Origin of the sequence: uncultured Bacteroides sp., from assembly GCF_902472605.1 — a bacterium.
In the GTDB taxonomy this organism is placed as follows: Bacteria; Bacteroidota; Bacteroidia; order Bacteroidales; family Bacteroidaceae; genus Phocaeicola.
Genome location: NZ_CABROP010000002.1, coordinates 61225 through 79855, shown reverse-complemented (window position 1 = coordinate 79855; position 18631 = coordinate 61225). Strand labels below are relative to the sequence as shown.

Sequence of the window (18631 nt, the reverse complement as noted above, 5' to 3'; positions counted from 1 at the left end):
GTCTTGTAGTTAATATTCTCAAAATTGATTTGCAAAGATAATTGGTTTTATTATTTTTGTCTGTATGTTTGGTGCAAAAACTTGATGTTTCGTTGCTTAAATTTTTCCAAAATCGAACGACATGCGTAAAGTCTATTATATTTATAATCCAAAAACACGTACTTACGACCGTATTTATCCGACCATGCGACAGCGGGCTTTAAGCTATCTGCGCCAGCTGTTTGTGGGAATGGGATTAGGAGCCGGAAGCTTCATCCTGTTGTTGTGGATTTTCGGGTCACCTTCGGAAAAAGACCTGCGTACGGAGAATTCCCGGCTTTTGTCACAGTATACTATTTTATCTTCCCGTTTGGATGAAGCTGAAGGGGTCATGCAACGTTTGCAGCAGCGTGATGATAACATTTATCGGGTCATGATGCAGGCGGATCCGCTGCCTGACGAACAGCGTTCGGCTACGGTGAATAATGAACGCTACAAAGAATTGATGGATATGGCCAACAGTCATTTGGTGATTCATACTTCGCAGAAGATGGATGATTTGGAACAGAAGATTTATGCACAGTCGAAGTCGTTCGATGAGGTCGTTGCGCTTTGCAAGCAGCACGATAAAATGTTGGCGTGTATTCCTGCCATACAACCGGTTTCCAATAAAAATCTGAAGCAGACAGCTTCGGGCTATGGTATGCGGGTGGACCCAATCTATAAGACTGTGAAATTTCATGCCGGTATGGACTTCTCGGCCAATATAGGTACACCAGTCTATGCTACCGGTAACGGACGGGTGAGACAGGCCGGATGGGATGGCCTCTATGGTAACTGTATCATCATCGACCATGGTTTCGGATACGTCACCCGTTATGCCCATCTGAATAAGATTGAGGTGCGGGTAGGGCAGAATGTAGCCCGCGGTGAGGTCATCGGTGAGGTCGGTTCTACGGGTAAAAGTACGGGGCCTCATTTGCATTATGAAGTTCGTGTCAAAGGAAAGATTGTGAATCCTGTAAACTATTATTTCATGGACTTGAATGCAGACGATTATGAGAAGATGGTAGAACTGGCAGCAAACCATGGTAGGGTATTTGATTAAAAAAGAAGGTATTGTATGGCGTTGAAAGCAGAAAAAGAGTTAAAACTATATTATTCCATCAGTGAAGTGGCAAAGATGTTTGATGTCAATGAATCGCTGCTGCGTTACTGGGAAAAGGAGTTTCCGATGATTTCTCCTAAAAAGACGGGAGGGAATGTCCGTCAGTACCGGAAGGAAGACATCGAAAACATTCGGCTGGTGTATCACCTTGTAAAGGAAAAAGGGATGACCCTGGCAGGGGCTAAACAACGGTTGAAACAGAACCGGGAAGAAACCTTGCAGACTGCCAATGTGGTAGAACGCCTGAAGCGTATCCGGGAAGAACTGATGAGTATGCGGAAAGAGTTGGATTACCTGACCTGATTTTAGAAAGATTTGAAATAAAAGCGGCATGCAGAGAAGGAGTTTGCATGCCGTTTTTTATTTGATTAGATGGCTTTCAGCGATTCCTTGCATATCCCGTTAAGCCCGCAGCTTTCACATTTGGGGGCGCGAGCCGTGCAGACGTAGCGTCCGTGCAGAATCAGCCAATGGTGTGCGGTAGGAATCAGGTTTTCGGGAATGTATTTCACCAGCTCTTTTTCGGTGGCCAGCGGAGTGGTACAAGAGCGCGGAACCAGTCCGATGCGGTGGCTCACACGGAACACATGGGTGTCTACGGCCATGGCTGCCTTGTGGAATACCACGCTTTGGATGACGTTGGCGGTCTTGCGTCCTACGCCCGGCAGTTTCACCAGTTCCTCCAGTGTGTCGGGTACGGTGCTGTGAAAGTCGCGTACCAGCATCTGGGCCATGCCTACCAGGTGTTTGGCCTTGTTGTTCGGGTAGCTGACGCTGCGGATGTATTCGAATATTACTTCCGGGGTCGTAGCGGCCAAGGCTTCCGGTGTAGGAAAGTCGTGGAAGAGAGGAGGGGTAATCATATTCACCCGCTTGTCGGTGCACTGGGCACTCAGGATAACGGCTATCAGCAGTTCAAACGGGTTGTTGTAGTGCAGTTCTGTTTCAGCCACGGGCATGGCTTTCTGAAAATATTCAATGACTTTCTGGTAAAGTTCTTTCTTGCGCATAATTCTGTAAATTAAAAAGAGGTGGATAAATCAGTACCATTTCTTTCGTTTGAAAAACAGGTAGACTGCGACTCCAGTCACCAGCATGATGCCCCAGGCCATCAGGTACCCGTATTTCCACCCCAGCTCGGGCATCCATTCGAAGTTCATCCCCCAGATACCGGCCAGGAAGGTCAGCGGAATGAAGATGGTGGATACGATGGTGAGCTGTTTCATGATGTTGTTCATCCGCTGGTCGTTGTTCGACAGGTAAAGGTCGACCAGGGCCGAAATCATATCGCGGCAGCCGTCGAGGGTTTGCAACACGAATTGCAGGTGGTCGTTCACGTCGGTAAAGAATGGGCGGTTGGCCTTGTGGAGCAGTACGTTGTCCGTATGAAACAGTTTATTCATCTGTTCCTTCAGCGGAAGGATGCACTTCTTGATGAGGCGGGCATTTCTTCGGTAAGGCTGTATGTCCTCCAGTTTCAGGTCGCCCCGAGTCTCGGGTGAAAGCAGCGATTCTTCCATGTCTTCCAGTTCATCTTCCATGCGGGAGATGATGGACATGAAACTGGTCATGACGCTGTTCAGGGCCACGCTGAGTAGGAAGTCCGATTGGCGGTTCCGGATTTTCAGGGTATTGTTCTTCAGGGCCGCATGGATTTCATTGAAAAAATCACTGTCGTGCTCCATGAAAGTGAGCACGAAATTGCTGCCCTGCACGATGCAGAGTTGTTGCGGCACGTACGTGTTTTCTTCGTGTGCCGACAGCTGTTTCAGAATGACCACGTTGTAGGTGTCGTGTTCCTCGATTTTGGTCAGGTGTTCGGCGTTGAGAATATCCTGCGTGGTCAGGAAATTGATGTGGAAAAAGTCGCATACTTCCTGTATCACCTGTGTATTCTGCAATCCGTGAATCTGGACCCAGTTGATGGCATCGGTTTGGATAAGCGGCTCCAGTTCTTTCATGGAAGCCCCTTGATAGAACTCCGCTTTTTCGGCATTGTAAGTGCAAAGGTGCAGGTGCGTGGGGGTATGGCTGGCTCCCGTATAATTCAGTTTCTCACTCAGCTGGTTATTCTTTGTCATGACCTTTCAATATTTAGTCGATTCTTTTCAGTGAAAGTTCTTTTCTGTCAATGTACTTGTCGAAGCGGAAGGAAGGCATACCCAAAGCCATGCCGGCATGGATGGTACAGCCTTCAATACCTAACAGTTTCTGCAATTCTTTTTTCCGGTTCATGCCGGCCGCCGTGCATACAAATCCGGTGTAGAACTGGGCCACGCCGAGGGCTTCTGCCATCAGCGATGCATTCTGGTAGGCCAGGTTGCAGTCCTGACATCCGAAACGCGCTTTCTTTTCCGTGTAGAAGAAGAGGACTGCCGCAGCCCCGCGAAGAATGCCGTCGTTTCCTTTGTCAAACTCTTCTTGCAGCTGCTTGAACACAGGGATGTAACGGTAGTTGGAGGGCATGAGTGGTTTCAGTATCAGTTTCACCAAGGGATTTTCCACCGTACGTACAATGGATATGAACGTACCGAGGGTGAGGCGGCTGATTTCCGTCAATGTTTCCGGTCGGGTAATCAGTACCATCTTGACTTCCTGGGCGTTAGTGGCCGTCGGAGCGCGGTGAGCCGCTTCAATGATACGTTGTAAGGCTTCTTCGGGAATCCGTTCTTTGGAAAACGCCCGGTTGGAGCGGCGGGAACGCATCAGCAGTTCCACCTGGTCGGCAGTAGGCAATTGGTTCCGGTCGAAGGAGTGGACTTTCTCCGGTGGAAAATCGGAATGGACGATGGAGTTTGTCGGGCAAACAGCCACGCACTGTCCGCAACTGATGCAGTTTTCGGTATTTACCTCTATGCCTTTGTCTTCACGGAAGGTGAACAGCGCCGAAGGACATATTCTGACGCATTTTTTGCAACGTATGCAGGTGTTTTGATGAATCTGTATTTGAACCATTGTCTATAGAATGAGTTTAGCTACATGATGTACAAAGGTACGATTTTTATTTGTTTTTCTCCTTGCATTTAAGGTCTTTCTCCGAAGAGATTTCTCTGTCCCACAGTGTGGGATATAAAAACCACAGTGTGGGATACATATTTCACAGTGTGGGATACAAATCCCGCAGTGTGGAACAGAGAATTTTCAAGGACGATACAAGTTAAACAGACTGGCGTTTGGATGTTTATAGAACAGGATGAGGTGATTAAGTGAGGGAAACTGCATGGCGGTCCCGAAAATTCTTTGTATCTTTGCGCCCGATTAAAAGAGAACATTTACATGCGATGCCGTGAATAGCGGTCGTGTATTCTAGAACACCACGTAAAAAACAGGAGCGATGAAGAAAGAAAATCTCGTATCAGTGCCTTTTATGGTTTTGGGCATTGTGTTTTGTGTCTGCCTGGTGGCGGCCAATCTGTTAGAAACCAAAGTCGTACAATTAGGTCCGATTTCCGTGACTGCCGGACTCATTGTTTTTCCGATTTCTTATATTATTAATGACTGTATTGCCGAAGTATGGGGTTTTCGCAAGGCACGTCTGATTATCTGGATGGGATTCCTGATGAATTTCATGGTGGTAGCCATGGGACAGCTGGCCGTAGCCCTTCCTGCCGCTCCGTTCTGGGAGGGGGAAGAGAGCTTCAACTTCGTGTTCGGTATGGCACCGCGTATTGCTGTTGCCAGTTTGGCGGCCTTCTTAGTAGGTTCGTTTATCAATGCGTATGTGATGAGCCGCATGAAAGTGGCTTCCCATGGAAAGAACTTTTCGGCCCGTGCCATCTTGTCGACCGTAGCCGGTGAGGGAGCCGATTCACTGATTTTTTTCCCGCTGGCGTTCGGGGGACTGATGCCGGTGAGTGAACTGGCCAAGATGATGGTGGTACAGGTGGTACTCAAAACCCTGTATGAGGTAATTGTGCTGCCGGTAACCGTACGCGTGGTGAAATACATCAAGCGGGTGGATGATACGGATGTCTATGACGAGCACATCTCATACAATGTATTAAAAATCAAGGAAATTTAAAGGATATGATGAATCAGAACGAGGCCCTTGTCGTATTCAGCGGCGGACAGGACTCTACGACCTGTCTTTTCTGGGCAAAAAAGCATTTTAAGAAGGTACATGCACTGAGTTTCCTCTACGGACAGAAGCATGAAAAAGAAGTGGAACTGGCACGCAAGATTGCAGAGAAGGCAGGCGTGGAGTTTGACGTGATGGATGTGTCGTTCATCGGACACCTGGGCAAAAACTCGCTGACGGATACTTCCATCCACATGGACGAAGTGAAACCGAAAGATTCTTTCCCGAATACGTTTGTGCCGGGACGGAACCTGTTTTTCCTGAGCATTGCGGCGGTATATGCCCGTGAACGGGGAATCTTCCACTTGGTGACCGGAGTTTCACAAACGGACTTCAGTGGTTATCCGGATTGTCGCGACTCGTTTATCAAGTCGCTCAACGTGACGCTGAACCTGGCCATGGACGAGCAGTTCGTGATTCATACGCCGCTGATGTGGATTGACAAGGCGCAGACATGGGCTCTGGCCGACGAGCTGGGTGTGCTGGATTTGGTGCGGAACGAGACGCTGACATGCTACAACGGCATTCCGGGTGACGGTTGTGGACATTGTCCGGCTTGCAAGCTGCGTCGTGAGGGATTGGAAAAATATTTGGCTTCAAAACAAAACAAGTAATTTATGGAAAGAAAAGACGAACTGACCTTGTTGGGCAACAAGAAAACCGTATATAAACAGGATTATGCACCGGAAGTGCTGGAAGCATTTGTGAACAAGCATCCGGAGAATGACTATTGGGTACGTTTCAACTGTCCGGAGTTCACCAGCCTCTGTCCGATTACAGGACAGCCGGACTTTGCGGAAATCCGTATCAGCTACCTGCCGGATGTAAAGATGGTGGAAAGCAAGAGTCTGAAACTGTATTTGTTCAGCTTCCGTAACCATGGTGACTTTCACGAGGACTGTGTGAACATCATCATGAAGGATCTGATCAAGCTGATGGATCCGAAATACATTGAAGTGACGGGAATCTTTACGCCACGTGGGGGGATTTCCATCTATCCGTACTGCAACTACGGCCGTCCGGGCACGAAGTATGAGGAACTGGCTGAGTATCGGATGAAGAATCATGACTTGTAAGCCAAAAGTGGCTGAAAGATAAAAGATAACGGGCGGAGAAACTGATTTTGGGGTTTCTCCGCCCGTTGTTATGTGGATGAAATGAGTTTTTAAGAGAGTTCCAATCCCAAAGCCTCCTTGAGTTTCAGCAGGCTGGGATTCTTTTTGCTCATCATTTGGAAACGCTCTACGTGGCTGTAGGCCCGTACGTTTTCATTGGCTTCGCTCACCCGCGTGGTCATCTTGATTTTGCGGTTGTGTAGCTTCTTTTGCAAGTGGGCTTCTATCTGAGGAGCCAGCTGCTGCATGTATTTCTGGACCATGCCATTGTCTACAGCCACTTCAAAGGTATGCTGGTCGGCCAGCAGATGCGGGTGCATGTTTCTCATACGTCCGGCATTGGCTGCTTCTTCCTTGGGTAGCAGACTGGCAAACTCACGCCAGTAGTAGCCTAAATCTTTTTCATTGAAAATATAGTCTTCCCAGTTGTCGGTCGCAGGTGACACAGAAGTTTGCTGTGCGGCAGGTTGTGAAGCCGGTGCAGCAGGTTGAGCCTGCGCTTTCCGGATAGACATCCCCAAACTTCCAGCTTTGAAGACCGGTGCTTTTTTTTCGGTTGCCGTTTTCGGAAGCGGACTGGCCTTGGTGTAGGGCACCTCTGCCTGCTTTAAAGTGGTCGTATAAGGCTGTGCCTGTGGAGCCGGTTGAGCAGGTTGAGGCTGCGGAGCCGGTTGAGTTACCGGAGTGGCTGTGGCAGTTGGAGCCGTGTGGGTCTGCTGTGCCGCGGGCTGACCGGCTTGTGCGGTGTGGAAAACGGGAGATAATTGTTTCTTAGGGCTACGCCCACTGCCCGTGTCTTCTGGTTCGGCTGTCAGCTGTGCCAGCTGAATCAGTGTTAGTTCCACCAGCAGGCGTTTGTTTTTGCTCTGGCGGTAATTCAGGTCGCAGTCGTTGCACAGCTTCATGGCCTTGTACAGAAACTGCGGCGTGCATTTCTGTGCCTGTGCCTGGTATCGTTCGCGGATGGAAGTCCCCGTTTCCAGCAGTTGCAGGGTGGCCGGGTCGCGGCTCACTAACAGGTCGCGGAAATGAGACGTCAGTCCGGTGATGAAATGGTTGCCGTCGAATCCCTTCCGGAGAATGTCGTTGAAAGTCAGCAGACAGTCGGATACTTTATTTTCCAAAAAGAAATCGGTCAGTTTGAAATAATATTCGCAGTCCAGTACATTCAGGTTCTCAATCACACTCTGGTAGGTGATGTGTCCGTTGGTGAAGCTCACCACCTGGTCGAAGATGGAGAGGGCGTCACGCATACCTCCGTCGGCTTTCTGTGCAATCACGTTCAAGGCTTCCGGTTCGGCTTCGATGTGCTCTTTACGGGCCACGTTTTCCAAATGTTCCACCGTGTCGCTGACCGTGATGCGGTTGAAGTCATAAATCTGGCACCGGCTGAGAATGGTGGGCAGAATCTTATGCTTCTCTGTGGTGGCCAGGATGAAGATGGCGTGCTGGGGCGGTTCTTCCAGAGTTTTCAGGAAAGCATTGAAAGCCGCCGTAGACAGCATGTGCACCTCATCGATGATGTACACCTTGTATTTACCAATCTGGGGCGGAATACGCACCTGTTCAATCAGCGAACGGATGTCTTCTACCGAGTTGTTGGAAGCAGCATCCAGCTCATGGATATTATAGGAACGCTGCTCGTTGAATGCCTTGCACGATTCACATTCGTTGCAAGCCTCTCCTTCTGCCGTGGGATGCAGGCAGTTGATGGTCTTGGCAAAGATACGGGCGCAGGTGGTTTTTCCTACTCCTCGCGGACCGCAGAACAGGTAGGCGTGCGCCAGTTTATGGTTGGCAATGGCATTTTTCAGGGTCGTGGTCAATGCACGTTGTCCCACCACGGTGTCGAACGTAGACGGGCGGTATTTGCGTGCCGATACGATATAATTTTCCATGAGTTGATTCGTTTTTGATTCCTTGATATTTCTGCAAATGTACATAAAATCTCTTTCTTGTCATGGACTTGCTGCGAAATAATTTCTATCTTTGCAAGGTAATAAAGTAGGAATTTTTATGGGTAAACTGGCTAATATCTGGGCTTTTATCGGAAGGCATAAATACATGGTCACCGTGGGTATTTTTCTGTTGATTATCGGGGTATTGGACGAGAACAGTCTGATACGCCGTGTGGCTCACAAGCGGGAGATTCATCAGCTGAATACGGAGATTGAGCGCTACCGGAAGCAGTATGAGGAAGACAGCAAGATGCTGAAGGAGATTACCTCGAACAAGGAAGCGTTAGAGAAAGTGGCTCGCGAAAAGTACCTGATGAAAAAGGAAAACGAGGATATTTTTATTTTTGAGGAAGACAAGTAAATGAATGCGAAGATGAAAGACAAACTGGCTGTGGCAGGTGCCGTAGTGTTGTTTATCGGACTGGTGCTTCAGTTTTTGAGACTGGAGTGGGCGCCGTATGTGTATCTGGTGGGTGCCTGTCTGTTTGCCTATGTGCAGCTGGTGTCAGAATATAAGGGTAGTAGTGTGGTAATCCGTCGTTTGCGACGCCAACAGCTTCTCGGTGCGATGTTGCTGGTGCTGACAGGCGTAGTGATGTTGCTTTGGAAACGGAACGAATGGATTGTCTGCCTGACCATTTCTGCGGTGCTGGAGCTTTACACGGCTTTCCGGATTCCACAGGAGGAAGAAAAGGAAAATTAATCGCGAAAAGCCTATGAAGGAAAGATATTGGAAATACTCGCTGGTCGTGTTTATCCTTGGCTTGGGATACCTGCTGTTCCGTCAGGCACAGCCTTTCATGAACGGTATTTTAGGTGGATTTACGCTCTACCTGTTGTTGCGTAATTTTACGTTCTGGCTGCAGACGAAAATGAAACGGGCGTTGGCGGTGTGGCTGGTGACCATCGGGGTGACCCTGTTTATCCTGATTCCACTTTCCTTGTTTGCTTGGGCGTTGGTCAGCCAGGTTTCCAAGATGCATTTTGATACGGAGGCCATTATCCGGCCGATAGGGGAAGTGGTAGACTTCATCAAAGACCGGACAGGGTTTGATGTGATGTCGGAGAAGAGCCTTTCTTTCCTGGTGTCGCAGGCTTCTTCCATCGGACAGTCGGTGATGAGTGGGGTTAGTGACTTGCTGGTCAATCTCTGCGTGGCTATCATGCTGATGTTTTTCATGCTGTATGAGGGCAAAAACATGGAACATTATATTTCCACTTTGCTTCCTTTCAAGGCCGAAAACAAGATTGAAGTACTGAAAAAAGTGCAGCTGATGGTGCGCTCCAATGCTATCGGCATTCCGTTGCTGGCCATTATCCAGGGGCTTATCTCTTTGGGAGGATACTTGATTTGCGATGCGCCCAATCCGTTCCTGAGTGCCATGCTGACGGCTTTTGCTTCGGTAATTCCCATTGTGGGTACTGTCCTGGTGTGGGGGCCGATTACGGTGTATTTTTTGATTGTGGGCAATTGGGTGAGTGCCTTGATTATGTTAGGGTATGGGGGACTGATTGTGGCTCAGTGTGATAACCTGATTCGTTTCATCTTGCAGAAGAAGATGGCCGATGTGCATCCTTTGATTACAATTTTCGGGGTGGTGGCCGGTCTTCCTCTCTTTGGTTTCATGGGCATTATTTTCGGACCGTTGATGGTATCCCTCTTCCTCTTGTTTGTGGAGATGTTCCGCAAGGAGTTTTTGTTGACCGATGAAGACAGTTCCGAAGTCAGTCAAGGTTGACCTGGCTGTCCAAGAACCGCAGGACTTCCTCTTTCTGTTCCGGGTGGAACCAGGTAATTTCGGAATCCCTCTTGAACCAGGTCATTTGTTTCCGGGAGTAAATGCGTGAATTCTGTTTGATTTTCTCGATGGCAAACGGAAGTTCCCATTCCCCGTCCAGGTATTTGAAGATTTCCTTATAGCCTACGGTATTCAGTGAATTAAGCTGTTTGTAAGGATATACTCGTTTGGCTTCTTCTAACAAGCCTTCTTTCATCATTTCGTCCACACGCTGGTTGATGCGCTGATACAGCTCTTCCCGGTCGCGGGTCAGTCCGACTTTGACAATCTGGAAAGGACGTTCCTTCTGCGTACGGGTGCGGAAAGAAGTATAGGTTTTTCCCGTCATGTAGCAGATTTCCAATGCATGAATCACTCTTTTGGGGTTTTTCAGGTCCACAATTCGGTAGTATTCCGGGTCAAGCAGCCGCAATTCGGCACAGAGCGCCTCCAGTCCTTCCGTCTCATAGCGGTGAATCATCAGTTCGCGGGTTTCCTTGTCCACAGTCGGAATGTCATCAATACCTTTGCACACGGCATCCACGTACATCATGGAGCCGCCGGTCATGACTACTACGGGGTGCGTTTGGAACAACTCGTCCAACTTTTTCAGTACTTCCGTTTCATACTGGGCCGCGCTGTAATAGTCGGTCAGTTCCAGTGTCCCGACAAAATAGTGAGGCACTCTCGCCAATTGTGCAGGAGTGGGGGCAGCAGTACCGATTTTCAGGTCTTTGTAGAGCTGACGCGAATCGGAGGAGATAATCGAGGTGTGGTAGTGCTCTGCAATGGAAAGGCTTAATTCTGTCTTTCCTACTCCTGTAGGGCCGATAAGTACAATGAGGACGGGCTTTTTCATGAGTGATGGGTCTTAGGGAAAAAAGAAATGTCATTCTGAACCAAGGCCCAGGATGACATTCTTGTAATATTGTGTTGAGTATGGAAAATCAAGACGATTAGTATTTGTCTTCGTCGTAAGGATTTCCGCTTCCTTCGTTGATGTCGAAACCTTCCGGATCGAAATCTTCCATGTCGTATTCCTGGTCTCCGTAGAAATTCTCATCCAAGTCGAGGGCGGCATTGGTATTCATCTGTTCGTCGAAGTCGATGGTCTGTTTCGGAGCTTCTCCAGTTTTGCGGGAGCATACTGCCTTGTCCAAGTCTTTTCCGGTAATGATTTCCGACAATTCAATGAAGAATACGCGTTCTGCCAAGGGGTCAAAGACATACAGCAGTTTCTGCTTTTCGTCTTCCAGCAGTTCGCTGAGACGGGTATCTTTCATCACGTAGGTATCTTCTTCCGAACTGCCTGCACCCATGTCTTCCAGCGTGATTTCAGTTTCTTTTTCCCAGTCATCGTCGCAGATAAAGAAAGAAGTCATTTGATCGTCCTTGTATCCGGTTGACTTCAAGATAGCTTCGTGCAGGTCATAGAAGGAAGCTTCAGAGTCGATTTTGATTTCTCTCAGGAAATCGTCGACTTCGTCAGATATGATTCTAAATTTGTATACCATTTTTTGTTTGTCTTTGGTTGATGTGGTAAATATACAAAATCTTTTTTATCGGATGATGCCTCGTTGTGAGTTTTCTACAAATGAAATGATATATTCTATTTCTTTGCTCATCGGAACTTCCTTGCGGATTTCTTCGAGGGCATCGCTTACCATTTTCCCACTGTTGTAGATAATGCGATACGCGTTATGAATATTCTCAATCAGTTCGTTGGAGAATCCTCTGCGTCGCAGACCGACAATGTTGATACCGCAATAGGCGATAGGGTCTCTTCCGGCAATGATGAAAGGAGGAATGTCCTTGCTGAAACGGCAGCCTCCCTGAATCATGACGTAACCGCCTACCCGGCAGAACTGGTGCATCAGTACCGAAGCGCTGACGATGGCATTGTCATCAATGATGACTTCTCCGGCCATTTTGGTCTGGTTGCCGATGATGCATCCGCTTCCTACAAGGGTATCATGGGCCACGTGTACGCCTTCCATCAGGAGGTTGTTGTTGCCGACGATGGTTTTGCCTTTGGCAGCTGTGCCTCGGTTGATGGTCACATTCTCGCGGATGGTATTGTTGTCACCGATTTCCGCAGTGGTTTCTTCTCCATGAAATTTCAGGTCTTGCGGAATGGCACCGATGACGGCACCCGGGAAAATACGGTTTCCGTTTCCGATACGGGAACCATATAAAATGTTAGCATTGGGCATGATGACGTTATTGTCACCAATCACCACGTTTTTGTCAATAAAGACAAAAGGACCTATTTCTACGTTTTCTCCGATTTTAGCTTCGGGGTCTATATATGCTAAAGGGCTGATCATGTTACTTGTTTTTTACAATTTGTGCCATAAATTCAGCTTCGCAGACAATCTTTTCTCCCACGAAAATATATCCCTTCATGGTTGATATGCCGCGGCGAATGGGCGCCATCAGTTCAACTCTGAAAATCAGGGTATCGCCCGGCACTACTTTTTGGCGGAATTTCACATTATCTATTTTCAGGAAATAAGTAGAATATCTTTCAGGCTCGTCTACTGAATTGAGCACCAGTAAGCCTCCTACCTGTGCCATGGCTTCAATTTGCAGTACTCCCGGCATGACCGGTTCCTGCGGGAAATGTCCCTGGAAGAACGGCTCGTTGGAAGTGACATTTTTGATGCCGACAATGTAATTGGCACCGATGGCGATGACTTTGTCGACGAGTTGGAACGGATAGCGGTGAGGAAGCAGTTCCCGGATGCGGTTTACATCCATCAGCGGTTCTTCGTTGCAGTTATAAATCGGTGCCTGAATTTCATGCAGACGGATTTCTTTCCGCAACTGACGGGCGAACTTGTTGTTGATGGTATGTCCCGGACGGGTCGCGATGATGCGTCCTTTGATGGGTTTACCTACGAGGGCCAAGTCACCGATAATATCCAGCAGCTTATGACGGGCAGGTTCATTCGGCCATACCAATGGAATATGGTTGATGTATCCCAGGTGGCTTGCATCCATGTGAGGCACGCCCATCACATCGGCCAGCTTGTCAAAGTTTTCCTGCGTCATCTGTTTTTCGTAGATGACGATGGCGTTGTCCAAGTCTCCTCCCTTAATCAGTCCGGCATTCAGCAGCGGCTCGATTTCGCGGACGAATACGAACGTGCGTGCACAAGCCACTTCCGTAGGGAAGTCATTCATATTCTCCAACGTGGCATATTGGTTGGTCAGAATTTTGGAGTCGTAAGAAATTAATGTATTGACGCTGAACTTGTCATCCGGCAATACGATGATGGAGGAACCCGTTTCTTCGTCACGGAATTCAATCTTTGACTTGATGATGTAATAGTCTTTCGGAGCAGCTTGTTCTTCGATGCCTACTCGCTTGATACATTCCACATAAGCCTTGGCGCTACCGTCCAGGATTGGGAATTCCGGCCCGTTGACCTGAATCAGACAGTTGTCGATACCTGCTGCATACAAGGCTGCCAGTGCATGTTCTACGGTACTAACTTTTACCCCGTTTTTTGCTAAAACTGTGCCTCGGGTAGTATCCACTACGTTTTCGGCTACCGCATCCAGAATCGGCTGGTCGTCCAAATCGATTCGCTGTATTTTATACCCGTGGTGCTCTGGGGCAGGATTGAACGTAACGGTAAGTTTCACTCCAGTGTGAAGTCCTTTTCCGTTGAGCGAAAAGCTGCCTTTTAAGGTTTGTTGTTTCAACATGGGTTTATTTATTTAGTTGTTTTTTTAATTCTTCAATTTCTTTCTGCAAACGTCCGAGTTCTACGTACATATCCGGAAGTTTCTTGTAGATAGCGGCAGAGCGTGCAAACTGTTTCGGGTCGATGGCCGGGTATCCCATCAGCGTGGAGTGTGATTTGGTATTTCCCGGAATGCCGGACTGTGCGCCGACTGTGACGTGGTCGCCCACTTTGATGTGTCCTGCCACACCTACCTGTCCGCCGAACATACACCATTCACCGATTTTGGCCGATCCGGCTACTCCTACCTGCGAAGCCATGACGGTATTCTTGCCTATTTCTACATTGTGTGCCACTTGGATGAGGTTGTCCAGCTTGACACCCTGGTGAACGAGCGTAGCTCCCATTGTAGCGCGGTCTACACACGTGTTGGCACCTATTTCTACGTTATCTTCAATGATGACAATGCCAATCTGAGGAATCTTCTCATATCCTTCCGGTGCCGGAGCAAAGCCGAATCCGTCGGCACCGATGACCGCTCCCGCATGCAGGATACAGTTGTTGCCGATGTGGCAGTCGTGGTAAACGGTAACATGTGGATAAAGAATGGTGTTTGCTCCAATCTTGGCATGACTTCCCACCGTTACTTGCGGATGTATGTATGCGTTGTCACCGATTTCAGCTCCTTCTTCAATGCAGGCAAAAGGACCGATGTAGACATCTTTTCCGATTTTCACATTTTCAGCAATGGAAGCTAATGAGCTGATTCCTTTCTTTTTGGGCATACTCATTTCATAAAGCGTCATCAGCTTGGCCAGACTTTCGTAGGCATCGTCTACCTTTATTAAGGTAGCCTTGATTTCATGCTCCGGATGAAAGTCCTTGTTTACCAATACAATGGTTGATTTTGTTTCGTAGATGTAATGAGTGTATTTAGGATTGGATAGAAAGGATAATGCTCCCGGTACGCCCTCTTCAATTTTGGCGAAGGTATGTACTTTGGCATTTTCATCTCCAACGATGGTTCCTTGGATATATTCCGCAATTTGTTTAGCTGAGAACTCCATATTTGATTTCTTTTGTTCCTTTGTTTTCCTGGTTGTTTTTCAAATCTTTGCTGCTTGAAAAAGCATACTTACTACTTAATTATGCAAATTACGTGTTTTTTTTTTATATATCCGTGAAAAATGCCAATTATTTGCCGGATATGTCTGCTGATTTTAAGACTAAACCTCCCTGACAGGCCTATTTTTAGATTTTTTATGGTGGAAGGATACAAAAGAAGCATAAAGACTGCATGCACAAGCAGGAGTCTTTATGCTTCTTGAAAATGGGGTAAAAACAGAATTTTAGAGGATATTTGCCAGCTGTTTTTCCATCTGCTGCTGTACTTTGTGAGCTTCTTCGCCAGCTACTTTGGCAAAGTTTTCAGTCTTGTCGGCATAGATGATGGCACGGCTGGAGTTGACAATCAGTCCGCATTCCTTGGTCATGCCATATTTGCAGACTTCTTCCAGTGAACCACCCTGTGCACCGATACCCGGTACCAGCAGGAAGTGATGGGGGATGATTTTACGGATGTCTTCAAACATGCGTCCTTGAGTGGCACCTACCACGTACATCATGTTCTGGTCGTTGGCCCATTCCTGTGATTTGCGCAATACTTTCTCGAACAGACGTTCGCCTTCTTTGTCTTCTGTCAGCTGGAAGTCGTGTGAACCTTTGTTGGAAGTCAGTGCCAGCAGGATGACCCATTTGCCTTCGTAGGTGAGGAACGGAGTCACACTGTCTTCGCCCATGTAGGGAGCTACTGTTACAGAGTCGATGTTCAGTTCTTCAAAGAAGGTACGGGCATACATGGCCGAGGTATTACCGATATCCCCACGTTTGGCATCGGCGATGATGAACTGGTCAGGATAGTTTTTCTTGATGTATTCCACTGTCTTTTCGAAAGCGATCCATCCTTTTACACCCATGCTTTCATAGAAAGCCAAGTTGGGTTTATAGGCGATACAGTAAGGGGCAGTGGCATCGATGATAGCTTTATTGAAAGTGAAAATCGGATCTTCTTCCTTCAGAAGGTGTTCCGGAATTTTCTTGATGTCGGTATCCAGTCCTACACACAAAAAAGATTTTTTCTTTTTGATGTTTTCAAATAATTCCTGTTTGTTCATAATTCTTTTATTAATAATGTGACTTTATTGTTCACGGTAAGGGGTAAAATGATACACCTTTATTTATAATTCGCTTTCTTTCAACCGTTCCGCATTTTCGGCCACAATCAGGTGGTCGATGCAGTCCTGGATGTCGCCGTCCATGAATGCCGCTAAATTGTAGATGGTGTAGTTGATGCGATGGTCGGTGATACGTCCCTGCGGGTAGTTGTACGTACGGATTTTGGCCGAACGGTCACCGGTACTCACCATGGTCTTTCGTTTGGAAGCGATGTCATCAATGTACTTCTGGTGTTCCTTGTCGTAGATGAAGGTACGCAGACGGCTCAGGGCGCGTTCCTTGTTCTTCGGTTGGTCACGGGTTTCCGTACATTCGATGAGGATTTCTTCCACAATACCCGTGTTGGGGTTCTTCCAGTTGTAACGCAGGCGGACACCCGATTCTACCTTGTTCACGTTCTGTCCTCCGGCACCTCCGCTTCGGAAAGTATCCCATTTGATTTCGCCTTCGTTGATTTCCACGTCAAATGGTTCCGCTTCGGGCAGTACGGCTACGGAGGCAGCGGAAGTGTGTACACGTCCCTGGGTTTCGGTGGCCGGTACACGCTGCACGCGGTGTACGCCCGATTCGTATTTCAAGGTTCCGTATACTTTCTCTCCGGTGATGGAGCAGATGATTTCCTTGAAACCTCCGGCAGCTCCTTCGTTGGCACTGGATACTTCCAGTTTCCAGCCTTTGCGTTCACAGTATTTGGAATACATGCGGAACAAGTCACCGGCAAAGATGGCGGCTTCATCGCCTCCCGTACCTCCACGGATTTCCAGGATGGCGTTGCGGTCATCCTGCGGGTCGGCCGGGATAAGTAACAGTTTGATTTCTTCTTCCAGCTGAGGGATACGGGCTTCGCAGGCTGCCGCTTCTTCGCGGGCCATTTCCTTCATTTCCGGGTCGCTTTCGCCCATCATCATTTTGGCTTCCTCCAGCCCGTTAAGGCATTGCAGGTATTCCTTGCGGGCAGCCATCAGGTCGCCCAGTTCCTTGTATTCTTTGGTCAGTTTGACGTATCGTTTCTGGTCGGCTATCACGTTCGGGTCTGTAATCAAGGTCGATACTTCCTCGAAACGTGATACCAAACCGTCTAATTTTTCCAGTAATGTATTGTTTTCTGCCATTCTAATGGAATGCTTATACAGTTGAGTGATGAGATTGGTCTTGGCTTACCATAACCTGCCATAGGCCATCCAGGTAAAGAAAACCAACAATATGAAACCGAGCAAGATGAGCGGCAAGACTCTTCGGGCTTTCCATTTAAACTCTTTAGTCCCAAAGTATTTCCCAAATACAAAGGAAATGACAAAACCTGAGAGTCCAAAACTTATCATTTTGAGAAAAGGAGCGTCCATTTCAATGCCAAGATAGAAAAAGACAGCCCATACAACGAGTAATCTGATGCCGATAAGACATCCTTATTTTTCTTGCGGTTTCATACAATCGTAAGAGGTAGCTGGTTAGTATTTGAATTCTCCGAATTCAGAACGGATAATCAGTTCCTTGTGGTCACTTTCTTCGATGCGTCCGATAATTTGTGCATCGATGTTGAACGACTTGCTGATTTCAATTACCTGCTCTGCATGTTCCGGTGACAGGTAGACTTCCAGACGGTGTCCCATGTTGAACACTTTGTACATTTCGTCCCATTCGGTACCGCTCTGTTCCTTGATGGTGCGGAACAAAGGAGGCACAGGGAAGAGGTTGTCTTTGATGACCCGGCAGTTGTCGCCTACGAAGTGCAGCACTTTTGTCTGGGCGCCGCCTGAGCAGTGGACCATACCGTGGATTTGCGGACGCAGGGCATCCAGCAGTTTCTTGACTACCGGAGCATAGGTACGGGTCGGAGACAGCACCAGTTTGCCGGCATCCAGCGGAGAACCTTCTACCGCATCTGTCAGCTTCAGTTTGCCGCTGTAAACCAGTTCTTCAGGTACAGCATGGTCATAGCTTTCCGGATATTTCTCTGCTAAGTATTTGCTGAATACATCGTGACGGGCGCTGGTCAGACCGTTGCTGCCCATACCGCCGTTGTATTCTTTCTCATACGTAGCCTGGCCGTAAGAAGCCAGACCCACAATCACATCCCCCGGGCGGATATTGGCATTGTTGATGACATCTGCACGTTTCATACGGCAAGTTACCGTACTGTCCACGATGATGGTGCGGACCAAGTCGCCTACATCGGCAGTTTCTCCACCGGTGGCATACACACCCACGCCCATTTCTCGGAGTTCGGCCAGCAGTTCGTCTGTGCCGTTGATGATGGCTGAAATCACTTCACCCGGTACAAGCAGCTTGTTGCGTCCGATGGTAGAAGATACCAGGATGTTGTCTACCGCACCTACGCACAACAAGTCATCGATGTTCATAATCAGAGCATCCTGTGCGATGCCCTTCCATACAGACAAGTCGCCGGTTTCTTTCCAGTACAAATACGCCAAAGAAGATTTGGTACCGGCTCCGTCGGCATGCATGATGTTGCAGTATTCCGGGTCACCTCCCAAAATATCAGGAATAATTTTACAGAATGCATTCGGGAAAATACCTTTGTCAATGTTCTTGATGGCGTTGTGTACATCTTCTTTTGATGCAGATACGCCGCGCTGCATGTATCGTTGATTGCTCATGAGTATAGTA

General features: G+C 48.0%; 20 protein-coding genes. 8 read left to right on the top strand and 12 right to left on the bottom strand.

Annotation, left to right across the window (positions count from 1 at the left end; all coding sequences use genetic code 11):
* Positions 1–121 precede the first annotated feature (121 nt).
* Positions 122–1087 (top strand): M23 family metallopeptidase, encoded by a 966-nt coding sequence (locus RDP42_RS00935; RefSeq protein ID WP_072543421.1) that lies wholly within the window; start codon positions 122–124, stop codon positions 1085–1087.
* Between the two features lie 15 nt (positions 1088–1102).
* Complete coding sequence (locus RDP42_RS00930; RefSeq protein ID WP_288353090.1) at positions 1103–1450, top strand: MerR family transcriptional regulator; 348 nt, start codon at positions 1103–1105, stop codon at positions 1448–1450.
* Between the two features lie 65 nt (positions 1451–1515).
* Here the strand turns inward: RDP42_RS00930 and nth are convergent, their stop codons facing one another.
* The 3 genes from nth to RDP42_RS00915 are packed head-to-tail and all read right to left on the bottom strand — an operon-like array spanning position 1516 to position 4102.
* On the bottom strand, positions 1516–2157 hold the full coding sequence (gene nth, locus RDP42_RS00925) for an endonuclease III (protein ID WP_308762153.1): 642 nt from the start codon (positions 2155–2157) through the stop codon (positions 1516–1518).
* A gap of 30 nt (positions 2158–2187) precedes the next feature.
* On the bottom strand, positions 2188–3228 hold the full coding sequence (corA, locus tag RDP42_RS00920) for a magnesium/cobalt transporter CorA (protein ID WP_308762152.1): 1041 nt from the start codon (positions 3226–3228) through the stop codon (positions 2188–2190).
* 13 nt (positions 3229–3241) lie between these two features.
* A complete protein-coding gene (locus RDP42_RS00915; RefSeq protein ID WP_308762151.1) occupies positions 3242–4102 on the bottom strand; it encodes a nitroreductase family protein in 861 nt (286 codons plus the stop codon).
* Between the two features lie 379 nt (positions 4103–4481).
* Between RDP42_RS00915 and RDP42_RS00910 the strand changes: the two genes are divergently transcribed.
* From RDP42_RS00910 to queF, 3 genes are read left to right on the top strand one after another with little or no spacing between them, the layout of a single operon-like run.
* On the top strand, positions 4482–5168 hold the full coding sequence (locus RDP42_RS00910) for a queuosine precursor transporter (RefSeq protein WP_308762150.1): 687 nt from the start codon (positions 4482–4484) through the stop codon (positions 5166–5168).
* A gap of 8 nt (positions 5169–5176) precedes the next feature.
* Entirely contained in the window at positions 5177–5839 is a 663-nt protein-coding gene (gene queC / locus RDP42_RS00905) for a 7-cyano-7-deazaguanine synthase QueC (RefSeq protein WP_308762184.1), read from the top strand.
* 3 nt (positions 5840–5842) lie between these two features.
* Positions 5843–6301 carry a preQ(1) synthase gene (queF, locus tag RDP42_RS00900; protein WP_022354806.1) on the top strand — a complete coding sequence of 153 codons (459 nt, stop codon included), beginning with the start codon at positions 5843–5845 and terminating at the stop codon, positions 6299–6301.
* 89 nt (positions 6302–6390) lie between these two features.
* Here the strand turns inward: queF and RDP42_RS00895 are convergent, their stop codons facing one another.
* Complete coding sequence (locus RDP42_RS00895) at positions 6391–8238, bottom strand: DNA polymerase III subunit gamma/tau (protein ID WP_308762149.1); 1848 nt, start codon at positions 8236–8238, stop codon at positions 6391–6393.
* Positions 8239–8356: 118 nt separating this feature from the next.
* On the opposite strand from RDP42_RS00895, the gene RDP42_RS00890 reads away from it, so the two are divergent.
* Genes RDP42_RS00890 through RDP42_RS00880 form a run of 3 tightly spaced genes read left to right on the top strand, consistent with a single transcriptional unit; the run spans position 8357 to position 10037 of the window.
* Positions 8357–8659 (top strand): septum formation initiator family protein, encoded by a 303-nt coding sequence (locus RDP42_RS00890; protein WP_308762148.1) that lies wholly within the window; start codon positions 8357–8359, stop codon positions 8657–8659.
* 12 nt (positions 8660–8671) lie between these two features.
* Positions 8672–9001 carry a hypothetical protein gene (locus RDP42_RS00885; RefSeq protein ID WP_374046886.1) on the top strand — a complete coding sequence of 110 codons (330 nt, stop codon included), beginning with the start codon at positions 8672–8674 and terminating at the stop codon, positions 8999–9001.
* A gap of 13 nt (positions 9002–9014) precedes the next feature.
* Complete coding sequence (locus RDP42_RS00880; protein ID WP_303915059.1) at positions 9015–10037, top strand: AI-2E family transporter; 1023 nt, start codon at positions 9015–9017, stop codon at positions 10035–10037.
* Here the strand turns inward: RDP42_RS00880 and miaA are convergent.
* The 8 genes from miaA to RDP42_RS00840 all read right to left on the bottom strand — a co-directional run bounded on the left by miaA (position 10024) and on the right by RDP42_RS00840 (position 18621).
* Positions 10024–10935, bottom strand: a complete 912-nt coding sequence (gene miaA / locus RDP42_RS00875) for a tRNA (adenosine(37)-N6)-dimethylallyltransferase MiaA (protein WP_308762147.1) — start codon at positions 10933–10935, stop codon at positions 10024–10026. The genes RDP42_RS00880 and miaA overlap by 14 nt on opposite strands.
* Before the next feature lie 97 nt (positions 10936–11032).
* Positions 11033–11590: a hypothetical protein gene (locus tag RDP42_RS00870; protein WP_204474644.1), complete on the bottom strand. Its 558-nt coding sequence runs from the start codon at positions 11588–11590 to the stop codon at positions 11033–11035.
* A 45-nt stretch (positions 11591–11635) separates the two neighbouring features.
* Entirely contained in the window at positions 11636–12403 is a 768-nt protein-coding gene (gene lpxA, locus RDP42_RS00865; protein WP_303915051.1) for an acyl-ACP--UDP-N-acetylglucosamine O-acyltransferase, read from the bottom strand.
* 1 nt (position 12404) lies between these two features.
* Positions 12405–13790 (bottom strand): bifunctional UDP-3-O-[3-hydroxymyristoyl] N-acetylglucosamine deacetylase/3-hydroxyacyl-ACP dehydratase, encoded by a 1386-nt coding sequence (locus RDP42_RS00860; RefSeq protein WP_308762146.1) that lies wholly within the window; start codon positions 13788–13790, stop codon positions 12405–12407.
* A 4-nt stretch (positions 13791–13794) separates the two neighbouring features.
* Entirely contained in the window at positions 13795–14835 is a 1041-nt protein-coding gene (lpxD, locus tag RDP42_RS00855) for a UDP-3-O-(3-hydroxymyristoyl)glucosamine N-acyltransferase (protein ID WP_308762145.1), read from the bottom strand.
* A gap of 282 nt (positions 14836–15117) precedes the next feature.
* On the bottom strand, positions 15118–15942 hold the full coding sequence (gene pyrF, locus RDP42_RS00850) for an orotidine-5'-phosphate decarboxylase (RefSeq protein WP_308762144.1): 825 nt from the start codon (positions 15940–15942) through the stop codon (positions 15118–15120).
* A 63-nt stretch (positions 15943–16005) separates the two neighbouring features.
* A complete protein-coding gene (gene prfA, locus RDP42_RS00845) occupies positions 16006–17115 on the bottom strand; it encodes a peptide chain release factor 1 (protein ID WP_204478627.1) in 1110 nt (369 codons plus the stop codon).
* A gap of 336 nt (positions 17116–17451) precedes the next feature.
* Positions 17452–18621, bottom strand: coding sequence for an AIR synthase-related protein (locus RDP42_RS00840; RefSeq protein ID WP_299171237.1), 1170 nt, complete (start codon positions 18619–18621; stop codon positions 17452–17454).
* Positions 18622–18631 lie beyond the last annotated feature (10 nt).